Here is a 24,524-nt window from a genome sequence, read left to right as displayed (position 1 = left end):
AGGCTCAGCGCCGAGGGGCCGTGCGCCCCACCCGATCGGCGAGCCACCCGGCCGCGACCGCGCCCAACGCCGCGAGCACGGTCAGCCCCGAGGTGACCGCGATGGTCACTTGCCACGGAACGTGCCCGATCCCGCGGATGAGGTGTGGGGTGCCGGGGCCCAGCGTCAGTGCCCCGACGACGACGCCGGTCGCCACCCCCCGTCCCTGCTGGCGCTGGCGCACGTCGGGCGCTACCGCGCTGGGTGGGGTGGCGGGAAGATCATCGGACAGCGATCGCGTGTCCGCGTTCCGGGTGTATCGGTCAGGTGTTCATCGGATGAGCGCGAAAGAAGTCCCAGATCAGAGCCGTGGCGCTGATCGAGTTCGTGTTCTTGCCGACGATGATCTCCGGGTACAGCGGGGAGTTGGTGCCGGGCCAGATATGACCGCCGCCGATGATCGAGTACAGGTGCACGTCGACCCCGGACGGGCACGAGTATCGATCCAGGACGACATCGGATGCGATCGTTGTCCGCTCGGGTCCGCCGGTGCACCCGTCGCGGCGCGCCCAGGCCGCGGCGTTGTCGGTCACCGGTTTCGGGCCTACCCCAGTGTTCTCGGCAACGGCCGCCGACCCCGACGCGGACCCGGAATTCGATTGCCCCGCATACGGAACGATCGCATCATCGGTGCCGTGGAACGCGATCACCGGCACCGGCCGCGACGGACGGCACCAGCTGAAGTCTCGGAGCCCGGACACCGGTGCGATGGCTGCGACGCGATCGGCGAACTGGCAGCCGATGGAACTGGTGGCGAACGCGCCCATCGATAGCCCGGTCACGTAGACGCGCCGTTTGTCGACGCACAGGCTGGACTCCACATCGGTCAGCACTTCCGACACCCAAGTCATGTCCGCCGAGCCGGGGCCGTACTCCCATTGCGAGGGGGCGAGTCGATCGAGCTGAGGGGTGATCGTGAGGAAACCCTTGTGGTAACCGAATTCACCCAGACCGCTGCCCACGTCGGCGATATCGATGTTTTCCAGGATGCCGTGCAGGGCGATGACGACTGGCAGCGGGCGATTCGCCCCGGCCGGAACAGCCTGACGGTATTGGCCCGACTTCTCGGTGCCATGGAACTTCACGGTCGTTTCCCCCTGAACGGGAACCGGTCGGCCGCAGCCCGCCGAAGGTACGGCGGCGGGTCCTGGCTGGTCGGCACGCGCCGCGCTACCGGCGGCGGTGACGAACGCGGCGACGATTACCAGCCGCAGCGCCACTGCGGCGAAAGTCCGCAGTCCGTGCCGGACGCTTCTGGAACTCCGAACATCAACTTCCGCAACATGATTGTCAAACATGAGAAGCAGAGTCGCAGACGATGTGCCCGGTGCCGGAGCGCTCGGGTCACCTATTGGATATCCTCACGGCCTATCGGTCGTCCTGTCTGCAGCGATCACAGGCGACCGGTGTCTCTGCCGGGGAAAGGGTCAGCGGTAGAGGGAGCGCAGCAGAAGACCCCAAGCGTGTCGAGCGGTGCCGCGACGCTGGGATGATGGCGTCTGGTGCAGGAGCGCTGCCAGCATGCCGAGCGCGACGTAGACGTCGTCCGTGGTGATCTCATCGCGCAGACGTCCGCGCTGACTTCGATCAGAGAGTTTGTCCGACAACAACTTCCGCAGTTTTCCCCGGATCGACGTCAGATGCGGGCTTTGGCCGTCGGCGGAGTCGAACACCGCGATGAAGGCGGCGGAGTCGGTGAGTTGCCGGTAGAGGGCTTCGAGTAGCTCGTCGATGGTGGAGTCGTCTTGCCGGGCCAGCGACTCCAGCTCTGCGATGTTGCTTTCGTAGACGGCGTGGATCAACTGGCCGCGGGTAGGGAAATGCCGATAGAGACTGCCCTGCCCGACACCTGCTGTTTGCGCGATCAAGGTCATGGACGCGGTTCTACCGTGCTCGGCGAAGATTTCGCGGGCGGCGGCGAGGATCGCGGCCCGGTTTTCGGCGGCGGCGGCGCGTCCCCGGTTGACGCGACTCGCGGCACTCACGGTTCCGACTCTACCCGGCACGTGCACAGCCGGTTCTCGGTCGGTTCGGGAGCGCGGCTGCGGCTCGCGGTTGTCGAATGTCGCGTCATCCAGTGCGTCTCGACTTCGACAGTGGCCTCCGACAGTGTCGCCACTCTTGGTCGACGCGATGATGGTCACATCTTGACCCTCGAGGTGATGTAGGGAACACTACCGACCGGTAACCGGATTCTATTGTCCGGTTGCCGGTGTGGCCCTGCGCCACACGACTCGAAGAGGAGTGTTGCGATGGGCGAGCACAACCGCAGCGGTACGTATGAGCGGGGACGAGGTCCACTGGTCGCGGTGTCGACGGCGGGAGCGACGCCGGCGCCGACCGAGGAATCACACTGTTCAGGTCCCGCCGGGCCCCTCGGTCCCGCCGCGATGTCCCTGCGCGACACCAGATCTCTCGCCGAGGAAATGGTCCGGCACTTCAAGCAGACCGTCGCCAAATGCCTCACAGTGCCCGATGACGCGCTCCGCGGTGACGTCACCGCGGTGACCGTCAACTGCCTGCGAATCGCCACCACGATCCTCGATGGGCGCGGCACTCCCACCGAACGCGAAGTGGCGCAACTGGAATCAGCCGCTGAGCAGTGGGCCCGCGACGGCGTGCCGTTGGATGTGATCCTGCACGCTCTGCACGAAGGTTCCAAGATGGCCCACGAACTCGTGGCGAGTCAGTCCGTGATCACCGCGGTCGCCGAATGCGTGGACATCGGAGCACGCACCATCGATCTGCTCGACCTGATGACCACCACGGTGACGATGGCATATCTGCGCGAATACCGTGCTGTCGCGGGAGAACATCCCAATGCGGTACACGCACTCACCACGGCACTGATGAACGGCCGGGCGACGACGGCGATGGCGCGGGAGTGCGGTATGTCGATCGCCGATCACTACCACGTCCTGGCGGTGTCCATGACGCCTCATCGCATGAAATCCGACAGCGGCGTCGATCACCGAGTCGTGGCCCGGCGCACAGTTCAACGGATCCGGACCGAACTGGCCGCCACCTGCGGCACAGAGGTGTTGTCGTTGCTGAGCATCAGCGGCGGAACGGTATTGATCCCCAGCACCGCGTTGCCTTCCGAGCGACTGAAACCGATCGTCGACGCCATCGCCGACGCGGCCGATGCCGTCATCACCGCGGTACATCTCGAGGTCGCCGTCGACGCGATTCCGGAGATGTCGCAAATACTGCACGACATGGTCGATGTCGCCACCCGCCTGCAGCACGCGTTGTCGGCCGAGGCCGAGACCAGGCTGTACCGATTCGACCAGCTGGCCGCCGAATACCAGCTCACCCGCCCGGGAGCGGTCAGAGAATCCCTCGCGAGCCGACTGGACCCGCTGATGGCCCACCCCCTGCTGCTCGAGACGCTCACCGTCTACCTGCTCAATGATCAGAACCGTCAGCAATCGGCGCGCCGACTGTATATCCATCCCAACACCATCGACCACCGACTCAAGCGAATCGCGGTTATCACCGGACTCGATCCCGCCCGCGCCGAGGGGCTGTGGGCGCTACGCGCCGCACTGATCGCCAGGACATTCCCGCCGCGATCCGAGAGTTCGACCGCCGACACCCCCGGAGCCGACCTCGCCGCGAACCAGGGGGCGCGGACATAGGCGATCGCGCCCACCGGCACGTGAACCGAGGCGGAGGACGTTTTGGCCTCAAACAGATTCGAGTTTCTTCGATCGAAGAAAATCGTTGGGCAGTGACAACCGAATCACCTTGTGCCACGCCGAGGCGACTTGGCGGTGGATCGGGCCGGAGGTGTAGGAGAGGCCGTACCGTTCGAAGAGTTTCTCTATCTGCGGTGCGATCTCTTGGTAGCGGTTGCTGGGCAGGTCGGGAAACAGGTGGTGCTCGATCTGGAAGGATAGATTTCCGGTCATCGTGTGCAGCAGTGGGCTTCCTTCGATGTTGGCCGACCCCAGCATCTGCCGCAGGTACCAGTCGCCACGAGTCTCACCGTCGATCGAGGTCTTCTCGAATGTCTCCACGCCTTCGGGGAAGTGGCCACACATGATGACCGAATGGGTCCAGAGATTGCGAATGAGATTCGCGGTCAGGTTGGCCGTGAATGTGGCCGGGGCGGACACTCCTGACAGAAGCGGGTGAATCAGGTAGTCGCGGGTGGCATGGCGGCCGATCTTGCGCAGTGTGGCGCCGACTCGGGCGCGGAACTCCGGGTTACGCCGCCGGTCTCTGCTCAGATTCGCGCCGAGTTCGAGATCGTATGCGGCGATACCGTATTGGAAGAAGCAGGCGTTGAGGAGATTCCACAGGGGCTGGCCGATATGGAAAGGCGACCAGCGCTGATCCTCGTCGACCCGCATGATGCCGTACCCGAGGTCGTTGTCTTTGCCCAGCACGTTGGTATAGGTGTGGTGCAATTCGTTGTGCGAGTGCTTCCACTGATCCGAAGGGGAGGCGTTGTCCCACTCCCAGGTCGTGGAATGAATCTTCGGGTCACGCATCCAGTCCCACTGGCCGTGCATGACATTGTGTCCGATTTCCGTATTCTCGAGGATCTTCGCGATGGACAGCCCGGTTGTTCCGAGCAGCCAGGCCGGCGGAAATATCGACGCCAACAGCACAAGTCGGCTGGTGGCCTCCAGGAAGCGTTGGGCAGTGATCACTTCGCGGATGTAGGCGGCGTCGGCCTCGCCACGGGAGGCGAGAACCTGGTCGCGAATGGCGTCGAGTTCGAGGCCGAGTGCCTCGATGTCCTCGGCGCTCAGGTGCGCCACCGGACTGTTCGGCTTCTTCTGTAGGGCAGTCATGAGCAGTTCCAGTCTGTTGTCTGGTGGTCAGAGGTCGATTTCACAGGCACCTGCGACTGCGGATACGCACGTTTGAACAAGGACGCCGTCGCCGGGATGGGCTGTGGTGAGATCACCGTTGCGGAGGTCTCGTACCGCGCCACGGCGCAGGGGTACCACGCACCCGAAGCACACGCCCATCCGACATCCCGACGGCATGAGTACTCCAGCGGATTCGCCGGCGTCGAGCAGGCTTGTCGCACCGTCGGCGCGCACGGTCGTGTCTGTACGGGCAAAGGTGGCGGTGCCGCCGACTCCGGTGACGATCGGGGCGGCTCGAAAGCGTTCGGTGCGAAGTCGATGCGCGATTCCGGCTTCTCGGTAGTGCTGTTCGAGCGCGTCGAGCAAGGGCGCCGGGCCGCACGCCCAGGCGGAACGCTCGGCGAGATCGGGGACTATCGCAGCGAGTTCATCGGGTGTGAGTCGGCCCTGAGCGGTGGTGAACCGTTCGACATGGCGCAGGCGGCGGGCTGTCGCGAGAGCGCGCAGTTCGGCGCCGAAGATGGCGTCGCCCGCGGTAGGGGAGGAGTGCACGAGAACGACGTCGTCGAGTTCGTTCAAGGATTCCCGCAGCATGCTCATCACCGGGGTTATGCCGCTACCGGCCGTGATGAAAAGCGTTTTGGCAGGCCGAGGAGTGGGCAGGAGGAACTCGCCTGCCGGCTGATCGAGTTGCACGATTGTTCCGGTCCGCGTCCGGTGAACCAGTTGGGATGAGACGATACCGCCCGGTACGGCCTTGACGGTGATCGTGAAAGTGCCGTCGTCATGTCGTGCGGAAATCGAATAGGTGCGCCACTGCCGCACACCGTCGACGTCGATGCCGATGCGTACATACTGTCCGGCGGAAGGCCGGTGCCAACCTCGGCCGGGACGGATCCGAATCGTCGCCGCATCGGGCGTTTCCGCCGCGATGGACTCAATTCTGCCCCGAAGGTCGGTGCGACTGTCCAGCGGCCGGACGAGGTCCAGGAAATCCTGGGGGACCAGCGGGGTGGTGACGAGTTCGGCGAGCTTACGCACCTGGCGTCGGGCGACTCGGGCCACGACGGTGGTCCGCTCGGGCAGCGAAATTGTCATGTCTCCATCATCGCCGCCTGAGGGGGTAAAATCTTGACTCGAACGCGTGAAAGTGCAACCACATTTTGTTCGCAGAGGATAGATTTATGGCGTCAGCGCAGGTGGTGCTGCCGAAGGCTGTGATCGACGCGATGTGGTCAGCGCTGCCCGCGGTGGCCGAGCGGACGGTGGCGATGGTCATCGCGGAAGTGCCGAGCTACGCCGATGCCTTCAGTGGCAGGATGGGTCGCGTCATAGAAAACGCTGTCCAACAGGCGCTTCAAGGATTCATCAAGGAGGCCACCGAACCTCCCGGGGACGACACCGCCGCCGGTCCGGTGAGCCCCAGTCTCGTCGGCGCGTACTCGCTGGGGCGTGGTGAGGCCCGTCAAGGACGTTCGACCGACGTATTGCTTGCCGCATACCGGACCGGAGCGACCGTTGCGTGGCGCGAGCTGAGCGGCATCGCCGTATCCCACGGACTGCCAGGGGACACTCTGGCCCTGTTCGCGGAACTGATGTTCAGCTATATCGACCGCCTGTCGGCCTACAGCGTGGCCGGACACGCGGAGGAACTCGCGATCAGTGGGCTGTCACGTCAACGCAACCGTGAGCGGCTCGTCCAGCAGATCCTCGCAGGCTCGTCGGTCGACGATCTCGCCTCCGCGGCCGAACGAGCAGAGTGGCGGCCGCCCCGTACCTTGACGGCGTTGGCCCTGTCGGAGGGCGCTGAACGCGTCATCGCTGCACAGCTCGATCCGCGAACACTCCGTCTACCCGACAACATTGCCGACCGAACGGGTGAGCAATGGCTCGTGCTTCTACTTCCTGATGTGAACCCGCGGACACGAACGAAATTGGTCGGCGCGTTGGCCGATCATCGTGCTGTCCTCGGTCCGGCCAGGCCGTGGACGAACGCCTCGGCATCGGTGAATCGCGTGATGCGAAGTATCGAAATGGATCTCGGTTCCGGCGCGGCCATGGACACCGACGATTACCTGACCGAGCTCGTGCTGCGGGCAGACCCGATCGCATTGTCCGACCTGCGGTCCAAAATCCTTGCCCCGCTCGATGATCTACGACCCGCGACGAGAGAGAAGCTGGTCGAAACACTGCGCGCGTGGCTACTCCATCACGGAAGACGTGACCAGATCGCGGCTTCGCTCCACGTCCACCCCCAGACCGTGCGCTACCGGGTCGGCCAGCTCCGCGAACGCTACGGCGAGCGCCTCGACGACCCCTGCACCGTCCTGGAGCTCACTATCGCACTCGGATCCACGGGCGTCGCGGGATCGAATGGGTCGCCCACGGCGGGCGGCTGCTGACCGAACGCGGGTCGCCGTCGTCAGGGCGAATCCAACACACTCGCCGGAACCCCGTAGGGCAGAAACCGCACCCGACGGCGAGCATCGGTGTTGTCGCGATGCGCTCGTAGGGCCTCGAGCTCACTCGGAAAGACCTGGTCGACCCTGGCCTCGCCGAGATCATCGATGCGGTAGATGGCCCACACCCCGCTGCCGGTCTCGCCGGTGGTCTCGCCCTCGGGTTTCGGTGGACGTGGACGTTGCGGCTGGACGAACTGACCGAACAGCGACGCCAGCGAACCGACACTCGCGTGATCCACGCGATCCAGGTATACGCCGGCTTTCCCGAGCAGGTCGCGGAGCTCGGTTCCCGCCCCACGCAGTGCGCGTTCGAAATCTTCCGGATCGATGCCGAAGGGCCCGTTGGTTGCCATCGGATGTGCTCCTGGGGACGAGTTGGGCGCTACGTCCTCAGTGTCCTCGCGAAACGCCGACTTCGCCACGCCGACTCACCCGTCCTCGACGCCATCACGCTGTGCGAGGTGCGGGCGATCTTCCTCGGTGGTTAGCCGAAACTTGCTTCATGCCCCACGGCGAATCCGCCGCCGATGAACTGACGTGATCCGCTCCCGCTGCGCGGGCGAGTCGCCGTGGTCACCGGAGTCAGCCGGCGCAATGGCATCGCCTACGCCACGACGAAGGGCGCGCTTGCCTCGATCACCCGCACTCTGGCCGATCACTGTGCCGACCAGGCAATCACCCTCAACACCGTGACCCCCGGTCCTGTCGACACCGGAGGGTTCCGCCGATCGAACCGACCACCCGATAGCCCGCAACCACAAGGCATTCGGACAGTTCCAATTCCCGAATTCACCGGGATCGGCGCGGTTCGTCGGCCGACCCCGGTGATCCATCGGAAGGGCCTCGAGAAACGCGTACGCCAGGAATGGCAGATCCGGCGAATGCCGCCGGTCGATGGCTATCTGATTGCTGCACATGGCCGTTCCTCGTGGTGAGTGCAGGGAACTCGTCACCTTCCGCACGTGATCGCGCCTTTTTCGGGCAATGCGGTCTTGCTTGCGTGTGTCGTGATAGTTTGCTGACCGAAGCGATCTGTTACAGCTGCGAATCGATGAATGCGGCGAACTACCCCCGGAGGTCAAGGTCGTGACTCGTCCCTTTGTTCGTTTCCTAGGTGCGCTCGGCAGTACAGCATTCACGCTGCTGCTACTGGCGACGGCGGCAATCGCCGAACCTATTTATCCGCGCCCGGATCCGGACCCTTTCTATGCCGCCCCGGCCGACCTGGCGGCGCACCGGCCGGGTGACGTGCTCGCCGTGCGGGTCCTGCCACCGTTGGCCGTCTTCCCCGGCGCCACGATCAGGCTGGTCGAGTTTCGTTCCACCAATTCGCGGGGGGCGCCGATCGCGGCGACCACCACCATCGCCACCCCGGCAGGGCATCAACCCGGCGCACCGCTGCTGTCGTATCAGCACTTCATCAATTCGCTCGGCACCGGTTGCGCGGTATCGCACAGCCTCTACGGCAACGATCTGAATCTGTCGACGATCACGCCGGCGTTGAGCATGTTGCTGCAGCGGGGCTGGAGTGTGGCGCTGCCGGATCATCTCGGACCGCAGTTCGCGCTCGGAGCCGGGCGGTTGGGCGGCCAGATCACTCTGGACGGCATTCGGGCGGTGCAACAGTTGCCCGAACTCGCCGTTCAGGACAGCCCGGTGGCGCTGGCCGGCTACTCCGGTGGCGGTCTCGCCACGGCATGGGCGGCTGTGCTGCAACCGTCTTACGCACCGGAGTTGCGGCTGGCGGGCGCGGCCATCGGCGGGGCCCCGATGAACCTGGAGAAGATGGCGCGGGGGCTCGGCCTCGATCCCCATCCGGCCTTCGGGTTGGCCATGGCGGCGGCCATCGGCCTGGAGCGGGAGTACCCGGATCGTGTGCCGACCAGCTCGAGTCTCAATGAGCGCGGCCTCGCGATCCGTGACGCGATGGCCAACAGTTGCACCAACGACATCCTTGCCATCGGTGTCGGTGGCAGCGCTCGCGACTTCGCCACCGGCCTCTCCGTCTTTCACCTGCCCGATGCCTGGGCGGTGGTGGAGGAGAACAGCGTGGAACTCTACGACGGCGTTCCGGAAATACCGATATTCGAATGGCATTCGCCGACCGACCCGCTGATTCCGATCGCCGCGATCGACAACACCAACCGCCGCTGGTGCGCGGCCGGGGTGCGACTGCAGACGCTGCAAGTTCCCGCGGTAGAGCATCTGTCCGCGGGGGCGATAGGCGCCCCCGCGATGCAGCTGTGGCTCGAGGGGCGGGTTCGCGGCGAGCCTGCGCCTGTCACCTGCTGACGAATCGACATATCGTGCGATGAGAAGGCGCTCGGTCGCTCGGGGAGCAGAATCTATGCGGTGAGGTTGATCGAGATCATCGTGTGCGCCGCCAATGCCGCCGGTTTGGCCGCGCTCGCGGCTCCCTGGCGAGGTCGGGGACAGCAGTGGCGATATCTGGCGGTGATCGCACCGCTCATCGCGGTGGTCCAGTTTCTCGCGGAGGGCTACCGCTGGCAGATGATTCCGGCCTACACGCTCGCCGCGATAGTCGCGACGTGTGCGGCGTTGCTGGGCACCGGTCGCGTCTTCAGCCCCGCGACGCGATCGGTGGGGATGAGCGTGGGGATCCTGGTGTTCGTTGTCTCGGCGGCGGTGCCGGTCGTGGTTCCAGTGTTCGAACTTCCACGCCCTGGTGGCCCGTATGCGATCGGCACACTGACCTATCACTGGCGTGACGAGGCGCGGCGGGAGATCTTCGATGCCGGTCCCGGTACTGCGCGCGAACTGATGGCTCAAGTCTGGTATCCGGCCGAGACTGTCGACCGAGCCGATACCGAGCCGTATGTCGTGGACGCCGCGCCGTTGTCGTCGTCGGTGGGGCGGATGTTCCACGTTCCAGGTTTCGTCTTCGACTACTGGGACACCATCCCCACCCACGCCACCCCTACGGCTCCCGTGGCAACCGGGAGCTCTCGATACCCTGTGCTCGTTTTCGTGTCCGGACTCGGCGGTTTCCGTCAATCGAATATGTTCCAGGTCGAGCAGTTGGTTTCGCGTGGCTTCGTCGTCGTCGGTCTGGACCAGCCCTACACCTCCGCGGCCACCACCTTCCCCGATGGGCGCTCGGTGGCCGGATGGGACAAGGGCCGCCTCGATCCGCTGGTCGAACAGTCCATCAGTCCGGTCAGCCCGGCACCTGTGCTCGGCGGGGTCGAATATCCTGACGGCATACTCGGATATCTGGGAGAAGATGTCAGTTTCACTCTCACCCAGTTGCAGCGGTTGAACGCTCGGGATCCCGGCGGGGTGCTCACGCAACGGCTGGATCTGGACCACGTCGGCGCGTTCGGTGTCTCGCTGGGCGCGATGGTGGTCGGGCAGGTGTGCCGCACCGACGTGCGCTTGGCCGCGTGTCTGATGATGGATGCCGCGATGCCGGTCCAGGTCGCGGCCCAAGGGCTGAGGCAACCGAGTATGTGGCTGACGCGCGATGCCGATTCCATGCTGCTGGAACGAAGCAGAAGCGGAGGCTGGACCGACCGCGACATCGAGGAAACCCTGACCACTCAGCGCGCGGCGTTCCACAACAGTCCTGCCGGCGGGCACTACTACCTGCAAGCACCCGGCATGTTCCATGTGAACTTCACCGACGCCCCCTTGTGGACGCCCTTGGCCGAAGCGATCGGCATCTGTGGGCCGGTCGGCGCCGAGCGCGGCCACGACATCATTGCCGCCTACACCGTGGCGTTCTTCCATCGCCATCTCGCCGACCACCCGAGCCTGCTGCTCGACACCGCGCCGCCCTGGGCCGAAGTTCATCTCGATCAACGCTGAAACGGGTGCCGCACAACAGAATCGGCCGTGACCTGCTGTTTCGCCGGTGCGGCACCGTCAGGGATCGGGGGCTCAACCCGAGCCCTGACCGGTGCCGCTGTATCCGGTTCGGCACCCTCGGGCGGTCGAATGGCTGAACGACGTAGAAAGGGTGCCGAGATCCATTCGTAGCAGACTCCATCCCGGATTGGGGTCAAAAGACCCTATTTTCCATGCGATCGAGATGAGACGAAACGGGAACGGCTCTGTCGGTGCCGATCGGTGGGGTTTGTTGTGCGAGTGCGGGGTATGTCGAGAGCGAAGCACGCTCGGAAGTGAGCGTTTCCGGTGCAGGGAATAGGAGAAAACGATGCTGGGTCTGGGAATCCTCGGTTGGATCATCATCGGCGGACTGGCGGGCTGGATTGCCAGCAAGATCATGAAAACCGATGCCAAGCAGGGCATCCTGCTCAATATCGTGGTCGGTATCGTCGGCGGCCTGTTGGGCGGGTTCGTGCTGAAGCTGTTCGGCACCGATGTCGAGGGCGGCGGGCTGTGGTTCAGCTTCTTCACCTGCCTGGGCGGCGCGGTCGTCCTGCTGTTCCTGGTCGGGCTCGTGACCGGACGCAGCCGCGCACTGCGATAACCGGAACCACCGATCGGTCCTCGACCTGGCCGTCATCCGGCATATCGCCGGACCGATTCGGCGCACGCGCAGCATCGAGATCCCGGTAGTCCAACGGCTACCGGGGTCTCTGGCATTTCACCGAGTCCGCGATCGCGCGCGGGCGAACTCGGGACCCAACGCTTCGACGGGCCCTGTGTTCGACGGGCCTTGTGATGGGGCGCAAAATCCCGGGAGTGGCCCTGGATCCATGGGCCACGGAACCAGGGTCTGTGCGGTGGGCCAATGCCCGAATAACGTGATCTCCGCTGCTTCGGGGGCAAGTGGGCAGTTCGAAAAACAGAGAACAGAAGGAATTTTCGATGAACCGATCACTCGCCGCAGCCACCATGGCCGGTGCGATGATGCTGGCCCCGCTGGCCACCGCCCACGCCGCCATCGAACCGGTGGCCCCGGTTTCGCAGTGCGTTGAGTACCCCATCGGCGCGCCGGGCATGTGCGATATCTTCCAGAACCTTCTGCAACTGCTGGGCACAGGTTCGTCCAGCCTCAGCGGTGGCTCGAAGGCCTCCTGAATCGAATAACGCTTCGCCGACTCCCACCGGGTGGTTACGCGCATCTACGCGTAGACCCATCAGGAGGTCGACCTGATGACGGGAACCGGCGTAATCCGTTGTCCGAGTGTAGACTAGCGCGTGGCGTGCGAGGGGATGCGGGTGGTATCCGGTCGACTTGGCCTGCGAGTGCTTCCGCGCGAACTCTTTCCAGCAGAGGCGCTGTCATTCCTCGCGGGTTCGACGGGGGTGACGCCGCGCACGGCGGGAAGTGGTTGGTAGTGCCTTCAGCCATCGCACCGAATCCCCACCTCAACGGGAATCGGTTGTTTCGTTGATGATTCGGCGGTGCAGTTCGGTGGTCATGGCATGGATGGCACGGGTGATTTCGGTGTTGGTCTTGAGTTCGAGCTCTTCCTCGGCGAAGTCGTGGTCGGCTTTGAGCTGCTGGAATTCGGCTGCCCGGTTCTGTCCGATCATCACGAAGGTCGACAGGAAGATCGCCTCCAGCGAAACCACCAGAGTCAGTGTCGGCCAGGGACTCTGCTCGCACACGATCATCCAGGCGGCGAACCCGACCGCATGGATATAGACGAACGGCATCGATCCGGCGAATCGGGTGATCCAGTCCGCCATGCGTAGTTGCCAGTTGTCGCGGCGGCGGGCGTGGAAGTCGACCACGACCGGGTGCTGGGCGGGATTCGACGGCTGCGACATGACGGGCTCCTCGGGTTTTGACAGCGAGCGACGACGCCCGAATGCTATCGGCCACAGGTATTCTCCCGGATCAATCGTTCCGGGGGTGCGCTCGGGTGCGGGAACCCGCAATCCGGCGCCGACCCGATCGCCGTGACCACCAGCCAGGGTCCGTCGCAGCGCGACAGAATTCCAAGGTTTCGGGTCGCTTCGGTCATTGTCATGCGTCCTCGTGTGTGTCGTCGGGGGATTGTCGATCCGCCACGCCGAAGCTGGTTGCCGTGCAGTTCGGCGGCCGGACTCGAGCCGAAAGCCACGCTCAGGTGGACTGCTCTTGTCTCAGGGAGGAGGCAATGAGAGGATGAGTGTAATATTCTCTCACGAGGTTGTGGAGTAGCCGATGTCTCGTCCGGTCCGAAATGTTGCTGCCGATGTCGCCGACACCGCCGTGCGTCGACGTCGCTATATGGCGGGACCGGCGGCTCTGCTCGGTGGTCCGGCGAATGTGGTGATGCAGCTCAGCCGGGCGCCAGTTGGTCGTGGCGTGATCGAAAGCACGGTGGACAGCGGGCGTTTCGATCTGCGGCCGCGTAAGCGAGGAAAGACGACGCTGACCTATCTGGCGGTGGCGATGCTCGGTACGGACGAGGATCGTGAGGCTTTCCGCTCCGCGGTCGACACCTCGCACCGGCAGGTGCGCTCGCGGCCGGGTAGTGCGGTGAAATACAACGCGTTCGATCCGAACCTGCAACTGTGGGTTGCCGCGTGCCTGTACAAGGGCACGCTCGACTCCCTGACCTTCCTGCGCGGCGGCATCGATGATGAGGTCGCCGACGAGCTATATCAGGAGTCCGCCAGATTCGGTACGACTCTGCAGATGCCTCCGCAGATGTGGCCGAGTGATCGCGCGGCGTTCGCCCAGTACTGGGAGGCCGGGCTCGCCGAGATCTCCATCGACGACGAGGTCAGGCGGTACCTGCTCGAGCAGGTGATCGACCTCGGCCCCTACAGTCGGGTCGAACGTGTGCTGTTGCGGCGGATCAACCGTTTCTTCACGACGGGGTATCTGCCACAACGGTTCCGCGACGAACTCGGTCTTCGTTGGAGCCCGCGCAGGCAGCGGATATTCGAGGTGACGATGCGGGTCATCGGCGCGGTGTGTTTCGTATTGCCCGAACGTTTCCGCCTCTATCCGTTCGAAACCCACTTGCGCGACATGCGACGGCGACGCGAGCAGGGAAAACCCCTGGTGTGACGTGACGTGCCGACCTGAGTCCACCCCGACTACACAACCACTCGCGGCTGGAGTTCCAGCGCGCCGTCGACCATCCGGTAGACCGTGTCCATGCGGTGCAGGTGGGCGCTGTCGTGGGTGACGAGGAGGGTGGCCGAGCCGCGGTCGCGGACCACGGACAGGATCAAGTCGATGATGGCCGCGCCGCGCTCGGTATCCAAGGCGCTGGTGGGTTCATCGATCACCAGTAGCGCCGGGTCGTTCATCAGCGCGCGGGCGATATTCACGCGTTGCCGTTCGCCACCCGACAACTGTGCCGGATACTTCGCGTGATGGTCGGTGAGGCCGACCGCGTCGAGGAGTTCCCGTGCTTTCGAACGGGTTTCGCGTCGGTTCGCGGTCGGCAGGCGTGGCCGTCGACCCAGATGCGACATCACTTCGAGCTGTTCGACGGCGGTCAGCGCCGAGACGAGATTGGCTTGCTGGAAGACGATGCCGATGCGCGATCGCCGCACGGCCGCCGCCTCGCGTCGGCCGAGTCCGGCGAGATCGACTGTGCCGCTGTCGGTCTCGAGCAGAACGCGGCCCGAATCGGGACGGATCAGGGTCGAGACCACGGCAAGTAGGCTGGATTTCCCGGATCCGGAGGGGCCGGTGACCGCGGCGATAGTACCTCCGGTGACATGCAGGTTCACCCGATCGAGTGCGGTGAGCCTGCCCGCGCCGTCGGGATAGGTGAGGGTGACATTGTCGGTGGTCAGCGCGATGGTCATCTCGGAACTCCGGATCAGCGGGCCGCGCCGAGCGCGGTGAGTGGGTCGGTGGTGAACAGGAAGCGCAGCGCGAAGGCCGCACCCAGCAGGCCGAGCGCGATGAGCGCGCCGGCGGGCAGCAGCGTGGTGGCCGGGCCGAGTTCGAACGGCAGCGCGTCGCCGAGCGCCCTCGCGCCGAGCGCGGTGATGGCGAGACCGAGCCCGACGCCCGCCACCAGGACGATCGCTGCCTGGGCGAGGGCGTCCCGGACGAGCGATCCCGAGGTCGCGCCCAGGGCCTTCAATATCGCGATATCGGGCATCCGCTGGATGGTCCACACCGTGAAGAACGCGCCGATCACCAGGGCCGAGATGGCGAACAGCAGCACCGTCATCAGAGTGAGGGAACCGTTCTCGGCCTGGTAGGCCGCGAGCGCGGAGAGTGAATCGGACATACCGGTTGCCGTCGTGTGCGCGGCGGCGTCGGCGGCGTCCCGGTCCGGTACACCGGTGATCGCGAGCACGGTGGCTGCGCCTGCGCGCGGGCTCACCGATTGCCAGTCGGCGGGGGTCATCCACACCACGGGGGTGTGGCTGTACCAGTCGTCGCCGCGGACCGCGGACACCGTGAACAGGCGTCCGCCGAGGGTGACGGTATCGTGCGGACTCGCGTGCAGCGCCTTCGCGACTCCGTTGCTGAGCACCACCGTGCCCGCCTCGGTAGCGGCACGATCACCAACGACCGGCGACGTGACGCCGAACAGTGCGACCGCGGTCGGCGGCGCACCCGTACGGCCTGCCTCGGTGCGGCTGATGCCGACCGGGTCGACGGTCCCGGTCCGCCCCGCGGCCGCCCGCCAGATGTCGATCTGCTCGGGCGTCAGCGCCGAAGCGTCGAAGGACGGGTCCGCCCCGGTATCGGCGAAGACGAGCGCGTCGGCCCGCAGCGACTGCACAGCGGAGATGTTCTGGTGTGCGAGCCCGGCGGCCAGGCCGCCGAGGAAGCTCACCAGCAGCGCCACCAGCGTGACGACCAGTGTGATGAGCAGGAATCGGCCGCGTGCGGCGCGAAGTTCCCGGAGTGCGACAAACATATTCTCACTGTCGCGGTCGAAGGGCGTCTCGCCATCGGGCGTGGGGTCGAGATCCGCTCGGTCGAAGGGCGGTGGCCGGATTACACCTTTCGATGGATGTCGCGCCGATAGCCGCGCATAAGCTGGCACTGTGCACTCGTCGCCGCTCACCCCCGTTTTCGCCACGCTACGGCTCGGCTTGCACGTGCTCATGGCGGCGTTGGCGGCCGTGGTCGCGGTGCGTGCGCTGCTGCCGGGCGCCGCGCATCCGCTGCCGGTGGTGTTACTGACGGCGGCCTTTCTGATCACCTACTTCGCGGGCGCGTGCCTTGCCCGGTGGCCCGTCGCGATGCCTGTCTGGTTGGGTTCGCTCACCCTGCTGTGGCTCGGGCTGGTCGTCGCCGCCCCCGACGCCGGGTATCTCGCCTTCGGATTGTTCTTCCTCTACCTGCACCTGCTGCCGTACCCGTGGAATCTCGCGGCGGTCGCGGCCGCGACCGGCGTCGCCGTTGTCGGCTTCGGACTGCATCGCGGTTGGGCCCTGGCGGGCGTGGTCGGCCCGGTCATCGGTGCGGCGGTGGCGGTCGGGATCGGCCTGGGCTACCAGGCGCTGTTCCTGGAGTCCGTGGAACGGCAGCGGCTCATCGACGAATTGCTCAGTACCCGTGCGGTACTCGCGGAGCGGGAACGGACCGCGGGAAAACTCGCCGAGCGGGAACGATTGGCCAGAGAGATTCACGACACCGTCGCGCAGGGCTTGAGCAGTATCCAATTGTTGTTGCACGCCGTCGAACGCGCCGCTCCCGAACATCCCGCGCTGCAACAGATCCGGCTGGCCAGGACGACTGCCGCCGAGAACCTCGCCGATACCAGGGGACTGATCACCGAATCGGCGCCCGCCGCCTTGGACGGGCAGTCGCTGACGCAGGCGCTGGCGCGCATCTGCAAGCGTGCCGAGGCACCTGGGCGTACCACCAGGCTGGTGGTGGAAGGCGTGCCGCAGCGACTGCCGATGCCGATCGAGGCCGCGTTGGTGCGTATCACGCAGGGGATGGTGGCCAATGTCGTTCAGCACGCCCGAGCGAGCCGGATGCGCGTCACATTGACCTATACGGAGACCGATATCTCCCTGGATATCGTGGATGACGGCATCGGCATCGCGCCCGATGTACTCGATCGCGGATCCACCGGCTCCTTCGGGTTGTCGGCGATGCGGACCAGAGTCGAACAGCAGGGCGGCACCTCGGCCGTCGAGTCGGAGCCAGGGCACACGGCGGTGACGGTGTCGTTCCCGATCGAATCCGATTCCAGCCGAACGGATCAGGACGACGACATAGGTCGTACTCCCGCGTCCAGGTCCGAAATCGCGTCGAATTCGCACGCGGGGAAGGATCGCTCGTGATCGGCCTGCTGCTCGTCGACGATCACGCCATCGTCCGTGCGGGTCTGCGCGCGCTTCTGGCGAGCGCGCCCGATATCGCCGTGGTCGGCGAGGCGGCGACGGCGGAGGCGGCGATCGCGTTCTGCGCCACCACGGCGGTCGACCTCGTGATGATGGACCTGAGTTTCGGGTCGGGTCGGTCCGGCGTGGCGGCGACGGCCGAACTGCGCGCCCTGCCGCAGCCGCCGAACGTGCTCGTCGTCACCAACTACGACACCGACGCCGATATTCTCGGCGCTATCGAGGCGGGCGCCTGCGGGTACATCCTGAAAGACACCCCGCCCACCGAACTACTGGCGGCGGTGCGGTCGGCGGCCGCGGGGGAGAGCGCGCTCTCGCCCGCGGTCGCGTCGAAGTTGCTGACGCGAGTGCGCCGGGCCGACACCACATTGAGTGCCCGTGAGATCGAGGTTCTACGGCTGGTAGCCGACGGCAGATCCAATCGGGAGATCGCGAAGGAACTGTTCCTCGGCGAGACGACCGTCAAATCCCACCTGGTGCACATCTACGCGAAACTCGGTGTGCGCTCACGTACTTCGGCGGTCGCGCGGGCTCGTGAACAGGGTGCGATCTAGCACGTTGGACACCGCGCCCACCGGCCACACCATCCGGTTGTCGCAGCTTCCCGGCTCGGACCGAATTCCTGGAGACGGGCGAAGGGGGAGGCGTCGTGTCCCGGCCGCCGCTCACAGGATGCCGTAGGCGCGGTTGTCGGCCTCGCGTAGCGCGCCGACATAGTCGCCGCGTTCGCAGCCGGTCCCGTCCGCGCCGGGCGGCACGGCGAGCATCCCCCGGAACTCGTCGACGCTGCGATATTCCTTGCGGCGCATCCACTGGCGCACGCCGTCGAGCAGGACGGCGGCGTACTCGGGGCCGTGGCGCAGCAGCGCCGAGGCGGACTGCACGACATCCGCCCCGGCCAGCAGGTACTTGATCACATCGGTGGCGTCCTCGACCCCGCTGCTCGCGGCGAGTTGGGCGCCGATCCGCCCGCGCAGCAGGGAAATCCAGGTCAGCGGCAGGCGGGAGTCGGCCGCGGTGGACAGGGGGATGTCCGCGACCACGGTGCGAGTCTCGCAGTCGATGTCCGGCTGCAGGAACCGGTTGAACAGCACCAACCCGTCGGCGCCGGCCCCGTGTAGACGCAGTGCCATCTCGCCGATCGAACTGAACTGGGGACTCACTTTGACCGCCACCGGCACGGTGACGGCGTCCTTGACCCAGGCCAGCACGTCGAGGTGCCGCTGTTCGACGTCCCTGCCGCTGATGTGCGGATCACCCGGCAGGTAGTAGATGTTCAGCTCGATCGCGGCCGCGCCGGCGTCCTGCATCGATCGGGCGTAACCCGCCCACCCGCCCGGGGTGACGCCGTTCAGGCTGCCGATCACCGGGACGGGGACCGCCTGAGCGGCGCGTTCGAGCAGACTCAAGTAGCGGCGCGGTCCGCGGTCTGAGATGGCCTGCGCCGGAAAGTACGACAGGGACTCGGCGTAGCTGTGCGAACCGTGCTCGGTCAGTGCCGCGTTGCGCTCCGCTTCGCGCAGCAACTGCTCTTCGAACAGCGAATAGGGCACCACGGCACCGACGCCCGCCTCGGCGAGCCGACGGACACCGTCGACCGTCCGTGACAGTGGGGAGGCCGCCGCCACCAGTGGATTCGGCAGGGCCAGGCCAAGGTATCGCGTCGAAAGGTCCATCAGCGGTCCTTACGGGCGTCGGCGGTGAAGTGGTGCGACCCCTGCGATGCCATGTCCTCGTACCGGTCCCAGCGCTGAGCGATCGCCTCCTCGGCGAGGCCGAGCAGCCGGTCGTATTCCGCCGGATCGCTATTGGCGAGTGCGCGGTACCGCAGTTCGCGGCTGCGGTAGTCCTCGAGCGGAATCCTCGGGCGGTGCGAATCGAGCAGGAACGGATTCTCCCCGGCCGCGCGCAACACCGGGTCGTAGCGGATCAGCGGCCAGTGCCCGCTCGCCACCGCGCGGTACTGCTGGTCCATCCCGAGACGCATGTCGATGCCGTGCGCGATGCACTGGCTGTAGGCGATCACCAGGGAGGGCCCGTCGTAGGCTTCGGCTTCCCGCATCGCCTGCAAGGTGTGTTGCGGATCGGCTCCCATCGCGACCCGGGCGACGTAGATGTTGCCGTAGGCGATGGCCTGTAACGCGAGATCCTTCATCGGAACCGTCTTGCCCCCGGCGGCGAATTTCGCGATCGCCCCGAGCGGGGTGGCCTTGGACATCTGCCCGCCGGTGTTGGAATACACCTCGGTGTCGAGGACGAGGACGTTGACATCGCGGCCGCTGGCCAAAACGTGGTCCAAGCCCCCGGCGCCGATGTCGTAGGCCCAGCCGTCACCGCCGACGATCCAGATGCTGCGGCGGATCAGATGATCGAGCACGCTGCGCAGTTCCTCGGCGACCTCGGGTGCGAGCCGGTCGAGGCGGGTGGCGAGGTCGGCCACCCGAGCGCGCTGGGCCGCCAGTTCCGATTCGCGCAGTTGCGGCGCGGTGAGGATCTCGTCGACCAGCTCGGCGCCGAGCGATTGCCGCCACGTGGTCAGCAGGGCGCGGGCCTGGGCGGTGTGGGTGTCGGCGGCGAGGCGGAACCCGAGGCCGAATTCGGCGTTGTCCTCGAACAGCGAGTTCGACCAGGCCGGGCCGCGGCCGTCGGCGTTGGTGGTCCACGGCGTGGTGGGCAGGTTGGCGCCGTAGATGGACGAACACCCGGTGGCGTTGGCGATCATCGCCCGGTCCCCGAACAGCTGCGAGAGCAGCTTCAGATACGGGGTTTCCCCGCAGCCCGCGCACGCGCCGGGGAACTCGAACAGCGGCTCGAGGAATTGCGTGCCTCGGACGGTGCCGAAATCGACGCGGGAACGATCGACGGCGGGCAGGGTCTCGAAGAACGCGATGTTCTCCCGCTCCTCGGCCACCCGGGGTTCGCGGGGGGCGAGATTGATCGCCTTGGCGGGCGGGGTACCGGGGGTGAGGGCAGGGCAGGCTTCCACGCACAGGCCGCAGCCGGTGCAGTCCTCGGCGTAGACCTGCAGGCTGTAGCGGGCCTGCGGTAACCCGACGGCAGCGAGCGGGGCGGACAGGAATGTCGGCGGGGCGTCGGCGAGCTGATCCCCGTCGTAGAACTTGGTGCGGATCACGCTGTGCGGGCACACGAAACCGCAGTTGCCGCACTGGATACAGGTGTCGGGATCCCAGGCCGCGACAAGCTCGGCGATATTGCGTTTTTCGTAGGCGGTGGTCCCGCTTGGGTAGCTGCCGTCCACCGGCAGCGCACTGACGGGCAACGCGTCACCGCGGCCCGCCAGCATCTCCGCGGTGACGGTGCGCACGAATTCGGGGGCGTCGGCGGGCACGAGCGGGGCCGGCTCGATGGCGCTGCTGACGCGGTCCGGGACCGGAATCCGGTGCAGGGCTTCGACGGCCCGATCCACCGCCTCGAGTTCGCGCCTGACCACGTCGGCACCGTGGTCGGCGTAGGTGGCGGCGACGGCGTCCTTGATCCGGGCGAGTGCCTGCTCGCGGGGCAGCACGTTCGAGATCGCGAAGAAGCAGGTCTGCAGCACCACGTTGATCCGCCCGGCCAGGCCGACCTGGCGGGCGATGCGGCCCGCGTCGACCGCGTACAGGGTGAGGTTCTTGTCGAGGATCTGCTGCTGCACCGGCCGCGGCAGGGCATCCCACACCTTGTCGGCCGGATACCGGCAATTCACCAATAGCGCGGCACCGTCCGCGGCCCGGCCGAGCACGTCGACCTTCTCGAGGAATCGGAACTGGTGACAGCCGACGAAATCGGCCCGGCCGATCAGATACGGCGCGCGGATCGGGCGGGGCCCGAAGCGCAGATGCGAGACGGTCTGCGAGCCGGACTTCTTCGAGTCGTAGACGAAGTAGGCCTGGGCGTGCAGGTCCGCCTGCGCGCCGAGGATCTTGATCGTGTTCTTGTTGGCGCTGACGGTGCCGTCGGAGCCGAGACCGAAGAACACCGCCCGCACGGTGTCGTCGGCCTCGATGTCGAAGCCGGGATCGTAGGCGATGCTCGTGCCGGAGACGTCGTCGTCGATGCCGACGGTGAAGCGGCTGCGCGGGTGCTCGTGGGCGAGTTCGGCCAGCACCCCGGCCACCATGGCTGGGGTGAACTCCTTCGACGAGAGCCCGTAGCGTCCGCCGCACACTCGCGGCAGACGCTCCCGCCGTCCGGTGGTGTACGCCTCGGCAAGGGCGGCGACGACGTCGAGATACAGCGGTTCCCCGAACGAGCCGGGTTCTTTGGTGCGGTCGAGCACCCCGATCGTGCGCACCGTGGCAGGAAGCGCGGCGAGCAGCGCGTCGGTGGGAAACGGCCGATACAGTCGCACCTGCACCACGCCGACTTTCTCCCCGGCGGCGGCGAGAGCACCGATCGTCTCGGCGGCGGTCTGCGCCCCGGAACCCATCAGCACCAACACCCGCTCGGCCTCGGGATGGCCGGTGTAATCGACGATGCGCATGTCGCGGCCGGTGCGCTGCCCCAACCGCGCCATCAGTTCGTCCACCACCGCCGGAACGCGGGCGTAGAACGGGTTGACCGTCTCGCGTGCCTGGAAGTAGGTGTCCGGGTTCTGTGCGGTGCCCCGGATGAACGGGTGCTCCGGCGATAACGCTCGCGCGCGGTGGGCGCGGATCAGTTCCTCTGGCACCAGAGCCCGCAGGTCGTCGTCGGACATGTCCTCGATGGTGTTGAGCTCGTGCGAGGTACGGAACCCGTCGAAGAAATGCAGGAACGGCACCCGGGTGCGGAGCGTGGCGGCCTGTGCGATCAGCGCCAGGTCGTGCGCCTCCTGCACCGATGCCGAGGCGAGCAACGCGAACCCGGTCTGGCGCACCGCCATCACGTCCGAGTGGTCGCCGAAGATCGATAGCCCTTGCGCGGCAAGGGATCGGGCGGCGACATGCATGACCGCCGAGGTCAGCTCGCCGGCGATCTTGTACATGTTCGGGATCATCAGCAACAGGCCCTGCGACGCGGTGAATGTCGTCGCCAGCGCCCCGCCCTGCAACGCGCCGTGCAGTGCGCCCGCCGCCCCGCCCTCGCTCTGCATCTCCACCACCGTCGGCACCGTGCCCCACAGGTTGGGACGCCCGGAGCTGGACCATTCGTCGGCGAGCTCGGCCATCGTCGACGAGGGGGTGATCGGATAGATGCAGCACACCTCGTTGAGCCGGTAGGCCACCGAGGCGGCGGCCTCGTTACCGTCGACCGTCACACGTGTCATCTCGGCTCCGGGAACATCTCGATGGCATGGACCGGGCACTGCTCGAAACACTCCGCGCAGCCGGTGCATTTGTCGTAGTCGTAGCGGTACCCGTGGCCGGGACCGAGTTCGACGATCGCGTCCTCCGGGCACGCGCCGAGACAGCCGTCGCATTCGAAGCAGTTCCCGCACGACAGGCACCGGCCCGCCTCGAACATCGCGGCCTGGGGTGACAGGCCGCCGACCACCTCGTCGAACCCGGCGGTGCGCTGGGCGGCGGGTAGTTCGGGCTGTACACGCCGGTCGGCGTCGGCGAAGTACCACAGGTGCAGTTGCTCGAACGTGGCGAGCGGATGCTTGGCGGGTCGTTCGTCGGACGCTCGACGCAGCCAGGCGTCGATGTGGTGGGCCGCCTTCTTGCCGTGCCCGACCCCCACAGTCACGGTGCGCTCTCCTGGCACCATGTCCCCGCCGGCGAACACCCCGGCACACCCGGTCATCAGCGACTCGTTCACCCGCACGCTGCCGTCACGGTCGAATTCGACGCCTGGCAGCGTGCGCATGAACGCCGACTCGGTCTGCTGGCCGATCGCCATGATCACCGTGTCCGCGGCCAGGGTCTCGAAACGCCCGGTCGGCCGGGGCTGACCGGACTCGTCGAGTTCCATGACCTCGACCCGCAGTTCGGGGCCGGCGAACGCGGTAATCGTCCGTAGCCAATTGATCCGCACGCCTTCGCGTTCGGCGTCCTCGGCCTCCCCGCGGTGGGCGGGCATCTGCTCGCGGGTGCGGCGGTAGATGATGACGGTGTCCCGCGCACCGAGACGGCGGGCGACGCGGGCGGCGTCCATGGCGGTGTCGCCGCCGCCGTAGACCGCCACATGCTCCCCGACCTCGGGCCGCTCGCCCGAGGCGACCCGGCGCAGGAACGACACCGCGTCGACCATCGTGCCCGCGTCGCAGGCCGGGATGTCGACGCGCTTGGCCAGATGCGCGCCCACGGCGACGAACACCGCGGCGAAACCGCCCTCGTCGCGTTCGGCGGCGAGGTCCTCGACCCGGTGGCCGAGCGTGACGCGCACCCCCAGGGCGGCGAGGCGGCCGATCTCGGCGTCGAGCACGTCCCGGGGCAGCCGGTAGTTGGGGATGCCGTAGCGCATCATCCCGCCGGGTTCGGCCTCGGCGTCGCGGATCTCGACGTCGTGGCCGCGGCGCGCGAGATGATAGGCGGCCGACAGCCCGCTCGGGCCTGCGCCGATCACCAGGACACGATGGCCGCTGCGGCTCGGCGGCGGGGGGAATGTCCAGCCGTGCTCGCGGGCCTGGTCGCCGAGGAAGCGTTCGACCGCGTGGATGGATACCGCGTCATCGAGACGACCGCGGTTGCAGACGGATTCGCACGGGTGATAGCACACCCGGCCGTGGATGGCGGCGAACGGATTGTCGTCCACCAGTTGCCGCCAGGCCTGCTCGTACCGGCCTGCCTTCGCGTGGGCCAGCCAGGCCTGGATGTTCTCCCCGGCCGGGCAGCCGGCGTTGCACGGCGGAAGCAGATCCACATACACCGGGCGGCGCACCCGCTCCGGCCCGGCCCTCGGCCGACCGTGCACCAGATCCGGCAGCGGCGTGAGCTCCCGTGAGCGCCGGGCCGGATGCTCGCCGGTCCCGCCGGTGCTGCGCGCGTCGGCAGTCATGCCCCCACCTTAGGACCTACGAGGCGGCAGGACAGCACTACGCGCGCCCTGCCACCCCATAAGTCCCGGCCCG

The 24,524-nt window shown here is 66.6% G+C and carries 22 protein-coding genes; 10 read left to right on the top strand and 12 right to left on the bottom strand.

All coding sequences use genetic code 11. The features are described from left to right. Positions 1 to 4 precede the first annotated feature (4 nt). The 3 genes from ABZS43_RS23955 to ABZS43_RS23945 all read right to left on the bottom strand — a co-directional run bounded on the left by ABZS43_RS23955 (position 5) and on the right by ABZS43_RS23945 (position 2,024). Positions 5 to 196, bottom strand: a complete 192-nt coding sequence (locus ABZS43_RS23955; protein WP_355038177.1) for a hypothetical protein — start codon at positions 194 to 196, stop codon at positions 5 to 7. Between the two features lie 106 nt (positions 197 to 302). Continuing rightward, a complete protein-coding gene (locus tag ABZS43_RS23950) occupies positions 303 to 1,259 on the bottom strand; it encodes a PHB depolymerase family esterase (protein WP_355038176.1) in 957 nt (318 codons plus the stop codon). A 207-nt stretch (positions 1,260 to 1,466) separates the two neighbouring features. Beyond that, entirely contained in the window at positions 1,467 to 2,024 is a 558-nt protein-coding gene (locus ABZS43_RS23945; RefSeq protein WP_355038175.1) for a helix-turn-helix domain-containing protein, read from the bottom strand. Between the two features lie 267 nt (positions 2,025 to 2,291). On the opposite strand from ABZS43_RS23945, the gene ABZS43_RS23940 reads away from it, so the two are divergent. Continuing rightward, a complete protein-coding gene (locus ABZS43_RS23940) occupies positions 2,292 to 3,680 on the top strand; it encodes a helix-turn-helix domain-containing protein (protein WP_355038174.1) in 1,389 nt (462 codons plus the stop codon). A 48-nt stretch (positions 3,681 to 3,728) separates the two neighbouring features. Here ABZS43_RS23940 and ABZS43_RS23935 read toward each other — a convergent pair whose 3' ends face one another. Both ABZS43_RS23935 and ABZS43_RS23930 read right to left on the bottom strand, forming a co-directional pair. After that, positions 3,729 to 4,844 (bottom strand): acyl-CoA desaturase, encoded by a 1,116-nt coding sequence (locus tag ABZS43_RS23935; protein WP_355038173.1) that lies wholly within the window; start codon positions 4,842 to 4,844, stop codon positions 3,729 to 3,731. 27 nt (positions 4,845 to 4,871) lie between these two features. Then, on the bottom strand, positions 4,872 to 5,963 hold the full coding sequence (locus tag ABZS43_RS23930) for a ferredoxin reductase (protein WP_355038172.1): 1,092 nt from the start codon (positions 5,961 to 5,963) through the stop codon (positions 4,872 to 4,874). 86 nt (positions 5,964 to 6,049) lie between these two features. Here ABZS43_RS23930 and ABZS43_RS23925 point away from each other — a divergent pair, with 86 nt between their 5' ends. Continuing rightward, positions 6,050 to 7,267: a helix-turn-helix domain-containing protein gene (locus ABZS43_RS23925; RefSeq protein ID WP_355038171.1), complete on the top strand. Its 1,218-nt coding sequence runs from the start codon at positions 6,050 to 6,052 to the stop codon at positions 7,265 to 7,267. Positions 7,268 to 7,287: 20 nt separating this feature from the next. Here ABZS43_RS23925 and ABZS43_RS23920 read toward each other — a convergent pair whose 3' ends face one another. Further along, positions 7,288 to 7,680 (bottom strand): hypothetical protein, encoded by a 393-nt coding sequence (locus ABZS43_RS23920; RefSeq protein WP_355038170.1) that lies wholly within the window; start codon positions 7,678 to 7,680, stop codon positions 7,288 to 7,290. Positions 7,681 to 7,896: 216 nt separating this feature from the next. Here ABZS43_RS23920 and ABZS43_RS23915 point away from each other — a divergent pair, with 216 nt between their 5' ends. The 5 genes from ABZS43_RS23915 (at position 7,897) to ABZS43_RS23895 (ending at position 12,334) form a co-directional block, all read left to right on the top strand. Continuing rightward, a complete protein-coding gene (locus tag ABZS43_RS23915; RefSeq protein ID WP_355038169.1) occupies positions 7,897 to 8,262 on the top strand; it encodes an SDR family oxidoreductase in 366 nt (121 codons plus the stop codon). 151 nt (positions 8,263 to 8,413) lie between these two features. After that, a complete protein-coding gene (locus ABZS43_RS23910; RefSeq protein WP_355038168.1) occupies positions 8,414 to 9,619 on the top strand; it encodes a lipase family protein in 1,206 nt (401 codons plus the stop codon). Between the two features lie 60 nt (positions 9,620 to 9,679). After that, the gene (locus ABZS43_RS23905; RefSeq protein WP_355038167.1) at positions 9,680 to 11,155 is read left to right on the top strand and encodes a carboxylic ester hydrolase; all 1,476 of its coding nucleotides are present in this window, start codon (positions 9,680 to 9,682) and stop codon (positions 11,153 to 11,155) included. A gap of 349 nt (positions 11,156 to 11,504) precedes the next feature. After that, complete coding sequence (locus ABZS43_RS23900; protein WP_355038166.1) at positions 11,505 to 11,780, top strand: GlsB/YeaQ/YmgE family stress response membrane protein; 276 nt, start codon at positions 11,505 to 11,507, stop codon at positions 11,778 to 11,780. 341 nt (positions 11,781 to 12,121) lie between these two features. After that, on the top strand, positions 12,122 to 12,334 hold the full coding sequence (locus tag ABZS43_RS23895; protein ID WP_355038165.1) for a hypothetical protein: 213 nt from the start codon (positions 12,122 to 12,124) through the stop codon (positions 12,332 to 12,334). Positions 12,335 to 12,625: 291 nt separating this feature from the next. On the opposite strand, the gene ABZS43_RS23890 is transcribed toward ABZS43_RS23895, so the two are convergent. Beyond that, positions 12,626 to 13,030, bottom strand: coding sequence for a DUF1003 domain-containing protein (locus ABZS43_RS23890; RefSeq protein WP_355038164.1), 405 nt, complete (start codon positions 13,028 to 13,030; stop codon positions 12,626 to 12,628). 379 nt (positions 13,031 to 13,409) lie between these two features. Here ABZS43_RS23890 and ABZS43_RS23885 point away from each other — a divergent pair, with 379 nt between their 5' ends. Beyond that, positions 13,410 to 14,264 (top strand): oxygenase MpaB family protein, encoded by an 855-nt coding sequence (locus ABZS43_RS23885; RefSeq protein ID WP_355038163.1) that lies wholly within the window; start codon positions 13,410 to 13,412, stop codon positions 14,262 to 14,264. Positions 14,265 to 14,293: 29 nt separating this feature from the next. On the opposite strand, the gene ABZS43_RS23880 is transcribed toward ABZS43_RS23885, so the two are convergent. Both ABZS43_RS23880 and ABZS43_RS23875 read right to left on the bottom strand, forming a co-directional pair. Next, positions 14,294 to 15,016, bottom strand: a complete 723-nt coding sequence (locus ABZS43_RS23880) for an ABC transporter ATP-binding protein (protein ID WP_355038162.1) — start codon at positions 15,014 to 15,016, stop codon at positions 14,294 to 14,296. Positions 15,017 to 15,030: 14 nt separating this feature from the next. Next, positions 15,031 to 16,089 carry an ABC transporter permease gene (locus ABZS43_RS23875; RefSeq protein ID WP_355038161.1) on the bottom strand — a complete coding sequence of 353 codons (1,059 nt, stop codon included), beginning with the start codon at positions 16,087 to 16,089 and terminating at the stop codon, positions 15,031 to 15,033. A gap of 130 nt (positions 16,090 to 16,219) precedes the next feature. Here ABZS43_RS23875 and ABZS43_RS23870 point away from each other — a divergent pair, with 130 nt between their 5' ends. Both ABZS43_RS23870 and ABZS43_RS23865 read left to right on the top strand, forming a co-directional pair. Next, positions 16,220 to 17,470 (top strand): sensor histidine kinase, encoded by a 1,251-nt coding sequence (locus ABZS43_RS23870; protein WP_355038160.1) that lies wholly within the window; start codon positions 16,220 to 16,222, stop codon positions 17,468 to 17,470. Beyond that, entirely contained in the window at positions 17,467 to 18,084 is a 618-nt protein-coding gene (locus ABZS43_RS23865; protein ID WP_355038159.1) for a response regulator transcription factor, read from the top strand. The genes ABZS43_RS23870 and ABZS43_RS23865 overlap by 4 nt, the downstream gene beginning before the upstream one ends. A 111-nt stretch (positions 18,085 to 18,195) precedes the next feature. Here the strand turns inward: ABZS43_RS23865 and ABZS43_RS23860 are convergent, their stop codons facing one another. Genes ABZS43_RS23860 through ABZS43_RS23850 form a run of 3 tightly spaced genes read right to left on the bottom strand, consistent with a single transcriptional unit; the run spans position 18,196 to position 24,451 of the window. Beyond that, positions 18,196 to 19,206 (bottom strand): dihydroorotate dehydrogenase-like protein, encoded by a 1,011-nt coding sequence (locus ABZS43_RS23860; RefSeq protein WP_355038158.1) that lies wholly within the window; start codon positions 19,204 to 19,206, stop codon positions 18,196 to 18,198. After that, positions 19,206 to 22,778, bottom strand: a complete 3,573-nt coding sequence (gene nifJ / locus ABZS43_RS23855; RefSeq protein WP_355038157.1) for a pyruvate:ferredoxin (flavodoxin) oxidoreductase — start codon at positions 22,776 to 22,778, stop codon at positions 19,206 to 19,208. Before nifJ ends, ABZS43_RS23860 begins: the two co-directional genes overlap by 1 nt. Further along, on the bottom strand, positions 22,775 to 24,451 hold the full coding sequence (locus ABZS43_RS23850) for an NAD(P)-binding protein (RefSeq protein ID WP_355038156.1): 1,677 nt from the start codon (positions 24,449 to 24,451) through the stop codon (positions 22,775 to 22,777). The genes nifJ and ABZS43_RS23850 overlap by 4 nt, the downstream gene beginning before the upstream one ends. Between the last annotated feature and the right edge of the window lie 73 nt (positions 24,452 to 24,524).

Source organism: Nocardia sp. NPDC005366 (genome assembly GCF_040606855.1).
Classification (GTDB): domain Bacteria; phylum Actinomycetota; class Actinomycetes; order Mycobacteriales; family Mycobacteriaceae; genus Nocardia.
This window is presented reverse-complemented; position numbering and strand designations above follow the sequence as displayed.

Bases quoted from the DNA above. Each gene is read 5' to 3' on its own strand.
- ABZS43_RS23940 (WP_355038174.1), top strand. From the start codon at position 2,292: ATGGGCGAGCACAACCGCAGCGGTACGTATGAGCGGGGACGAGGTCCA.
- ABZS43_RS23935 (WP_355038173.1), bottom strand. From the start codon at position 4,844: ATGACTGCCCTACAGAAGAAGCCGAACAGTCCGGTGGCGCACCTGAGC.
- ABZS43_RS23930 (WP_355038172.1), bottom strand. From the start codon at position 5,963: ATGACAATTTCGCTGCCCGAGCGGACCACCGTCGTGGCCCGAGTCGCC.
- ABZS43_RS23925 (WP_355038171.1), top strand. From the start codon at position 6,050: ATGGCGTCAGCGCAGGTGGTGCTGCCGAAGGCTGTGATCGACGCGATG.
- ABZS43_RS23920 (WP_355038170.1), bottom strand. From the start codon at position 7,680: ATGGCAACCAACGGGCCCTTCGGCATCGATCCGGAAGATTTCGAACGC.
- ABZS43_RS23900 (WP_355038166.1), top strand. From the start codon at position 11,505: ATGCTGGGTCTGGGAATCCTCGGTTGGATCATCATCGGCGGACTGGCG.
- ABZS43_RS23895 (WP_355038165.1), top strand. From the start codon at position 12,122: ATGAACCGATCACTCGCCGCAGCCACCATGGCCGGTGCGATGATGCTG.
- ABZS43_RS23890 (WP_355038164.1), bottom strand. From the start codon at position 13,030: ATGTCGCAGCCGTCGAATCCCGCCCAGCACCCGGTCGTGGTCGACTTC.
- ABZS43_RS23885 (WP_355038163.1), top strand. From the start codon at position 13,410: ATGTCTCGTCCGGTCCGAAATGTTGCTGCCGATGTCGCCGACACCGCC.
- ABZS43_RS23880 (WP_355038162.1), bottom strand. From the start codon at position 15,016: ATGACCATCGCGCTGACCACCGACAATGTCACCCTCACCTATCCCGAC.
- ABZS43_RS23875 (WP_355038161.1), bottom strand. From the start codon at position 16,089: ATGTTTGTCGCACTCCGGGAACTTCGCGCCGCACGCGGCCGATTCCTG.
- ABZS43_RS23860 (WP_355038158.1), bottom strand. From the start codon at position 19,206: ATGGACCTTTCGACGCGATACCTTGGCCTGGCCCTGCCGAATCCACTG.
- nifJ (WP_355038157.1), bottom strand. From the start codon at position 22,778: ATGACACGTGTGACGGTCGACGGTAACGAGGCCGCCGCCTCGGTGGCC.
- ABZS43_RS23850 (WP_355038156.1), bottom strand. From the start codon at position 24,451: ATGACTGCCGACGCGCGCAGCACCGGCGGGACCGGCGAGCATCCGGCC.